Annotated in this window: 3 protein-coding genes; all 3 read left to right on the top strand. The window is 25.7% G+C overall.

The genetic code is table 11. From position 1 onward, the window contains the following. Positions 1–58 precede the first annotated feature (58 nt). The 3 genes from pduL (at position 59) to rsmA (ending at position 2,901) form a co-directional block, all read left to right on the top strand. Positions 59–640 (top strand): phosphate propanoyltransferase, encoded by a 582-nt coding sequence (pduL, locus tag RI76_RS01895; protein WP_017192452.1) that lies wholly within the window; start codon positions 59–61, stop codon positions 638–640. Positions 641–784: 144 nt separating this feature from the next. Further along, positions 785–2,086, top strand: coding sequence for an HD domain-containing protein (locus RI76_RS01900; RefSeq protein WP_017192453.1), 1,302 nt, complete (start codon positions 785–787; stop codon positions 2,084–2,086). After that, positions 2,086–2,901: a 16S rRNA (adenine(1518)-N(6)/adenine(1519)-N(6))-dimethyltransferase RsmA gene (gene rsmA, locus RI76_RS01905; RefSeq protein ID WP_017192454.1), complete on the top strand. Its 816-nt coding sequence runs from the start codon at positions 2,086–2,088 to the stop codon at positions 2,899–2,901. The genes RI76_RS01900 and rsmA overlap by 1 nt, the downstream gene beginning before the upstream one ends. The last annotated feature ends 36 nt before the right edge of the window (positions 2,902–2,937 follow it).

Consider the following 2,937-nt stretch of genomic DNA (forward strand, 5'->3'; position numbering starts at 1 on the left):
TATAATAAAAATGTATAAGTAAAAATATTTTTGATTAAATTTAAGGAGAAAAAACATCATGTCCACAAAAATACCTGTAGGTGTGTCTGGAAGACACGTTCATTTAAAACAAAAAACATTAGATATTTTGTTTGGTAGCGAAAATTATCAATTAAATGTTTTTAAAAATTTAAAACAAGTGGGTCAATACGCTGCTGAAGAAAAGATCGATGTTATGAGTCCTGAAGGCAAATTAATTACAAGCGTACGTATTGTTGGTCCAGTTAGAAATGTTGATCAAGTGGAAATTAGTCAAAGCGATAATTTAAGATATAAATTTAAAGCCCCTGTAAGAAGTTCCGGAGATATTAAAAATTCTGATAAAGCCACTTTAATTGGTCCAAAAGGACAAGTAGATATCGCTGAAGGGGTTATTTTAGCAGACAGACATATTCATTTTTCTGAAGAAGAAGCTAAAGAGTATGGCATCGTAGATAAAGAAATGGTAAATGTTAAAATTGATGGCATTAAACCAGGCATTTTAGAAGATGTTTTGTGTCGTGTACATAAAGATTACAGATTAGAATGTCATTTAGATACTGACGATGCTAGCGCGTTTTTATTAAAAAGCGGAGATTCAGTCACTTTAATTAAGAAATAATTGGATTTATAACTTTTTTAAATAAGGTTATTTGGTCAAAACGAAACAATCATCAAAAATATATAATTATGATCAAAATATTTTTTATTCCATATTTCTAAAAAATAACATTTTTTGGATAAAAAAGAAAGAGTCATATGTATAATGTGTAAAAAAAATAATTTTAAAGAGCCGAAAAAATTTCATAGACCAGAAGTTTTTAGAGATCCAATTTATGGTTATATTTATTTAGATTATCTTTTTTTAGAAAGGCTGATTAATACAAAAGTTTTTCAACGATTAAGACGCATTAAACAATTAAGTTTTGTTAATGTAGTTTTTCATGGCGCGGAACATTCACGTTTTTCTCATAGTTTAGGGGTTTATGAGTTGTCAAGAAGGTTTTTAGAAACTCACAAATTTCAACTATCCGAAGAAATTTTTTCTTTAAGAAACAAATTAATTTTATTGACCGCTTCTTTACTTCACGATATCGGTCATGGTGCTTATTCTCATATGTTTGAACGCATTTTTAAAACTAATCATGAAGAAAAAACCGCTGAAATTATCGTTAATAATGAAGAAATAAGAGCTATTTTAGATTCCATAGATCAAGATTTTAAAAAAGATGTAGCTTCGGTTATTAAAAAAGAAAAAGATAACGAATTCCAATTGATTCAACAACTTTTAACAAGTCAATTAGATTTTGATCGCTTAGATTATTTAAAAAGAGATTCGTTTTTTACAGGCGTTTATTATGGACATATCGATACTGATCGTTTGATTAGAATTATTGATATAGAAAAACGTGAACAAAAATATCAAATAGTTTTTAGAAAAAACGGTATTTCCGCGATTGAAAACTATTTAATCAATCGTTATCATATGTATAGACAAGTTTATTATCATCCAAAAATAAAAGGTTATTCAATTATTTTAGAAAAAATTTTCATTAGAATAAAAAAATTAATTTCTGAAAATTATTTTTTTGATAGTTATGTTGTCGTTCTTTTGAAAGATTTTTTAGATCAAAAACACGATTTAAATAAAAGTTTAGAAATATATTTAAAAATAGACGATTTTTATGTTAATTCTTTAATTGTTCGCTTACAAGATGATAAAGACGTTATTTTAGCGAATTTATGTCAAGATTTTTTAAACCGTAGCATATGGAAATATAAAGAAAATAACGATAATAATAAAGAAATTATAAATAAAATTAAAAAACATTATGGCGTTAATGGCGAATATTACACTTTTGAAGATAATTCTATTACACAAGATGCTTATAGAGAAGATGACGACAATATTGGAGAACAAATTTTTATTTCGTCCCATACTTCATCGAATAATCGAATTCAGCCATTAAGTCGAGAATCAACCATTATTAGTAGTCTAATGGATGGTGTTATGCAAAAAGAAAATCGTAAGTTTTTTTATTATAGAGAGTGTTCATATAAAAAATAATGAAACCAAGACACATAATTAAAAAACAATATGGTCAAAATTTTTTAAATGACGTTAATTTATTGACTTATATAGTGGAAAAAGCTGACTTAGATAATCAAAATGTTGTGGAAATGGGACCCGGAAAAGGCGCTTTAACTAAATTAATCATTACCAAGGCAAAAAAAGTTGTGGCTTACGAAATAGACGCTTCTTTAAAACCTTTTTTACAATTTGATTCTCATTTCGATATTAATATTATTTACGATGATTTTTTAAAAAGAAATTTAGAACAAGATTTTCAAACTTATTTTCAAGAAGAGGATATTGCTTTAATAGGTAATTTGCCTTATAATATTACCTCTCCTATATTATTTAAAATTTTATTTTTGCCGCAAATAAAAACTTTCACTATTATGGTACAAAAAGAAGTAGCTTTGCGTCTTTTATCTAAACCACACAATACTACTTATAATTCTATAAGTGTTATTTTTCAGTCTTTAATGGTAATTAGTCAAATTAAAGATGTGAAAAATACTATGTTTTTTCCTAAGCCAAAAGTAGATAGTACAGTTTTAAAGTTTGAAAGAATTCCTTTAGAATCAACAAAAAAAACTTTTATAGAAAAGAAGTTTTTTACCTTTGTTAAAGCTTCTTTCCAACAAAAAAGAAAAAAATTATTAAATAATCTACATTCTTATTTTAAAATTTCTAAAAAAGAATTAATGACTTTTTTTGACAAAAATCAACTTTCTTTAGATATAAGAGCAGAACAAATAGGAATTGCACAATTTCAACAAATAGCGACCTCTTTTTTTGATTTTTTTGTTTTATAAAGAAAAATTTAGGTTTTTTTGTTTACTTGTTATTAA

The organism is Milkweed yellows phytoplasma str. MW1, from assembly GCF_000309485.1.
In the GTDB taxonomy this organism is placed as follows: Bacteria; Bacillota_I; Bacilli_A; order Acholeplasmatales; family Acholeplasmataceae; genus Phytoplasma.

Coding starts and splice junctions, on each gene's coding strand:
- pduL (WP_017192452.1), top strand. CDS start 59: ATGTCCACAAAAATACCTGTAGGTGTGTCTGGAAGACACGTTCATTTA.
- rsmA (WP_017192454.1), top strand. CDS start 2,086: ATGAAACCAAGACACATAATTAAAAAACAATATGGTCAAAATTTTTTA.
- RI76_RS01900 (WP_017192453.1), top strand. CDS start 785: ATGTGTAAAAAAAATAATTTTAAAGAGCCGAAAAAATTTCATAGACCA.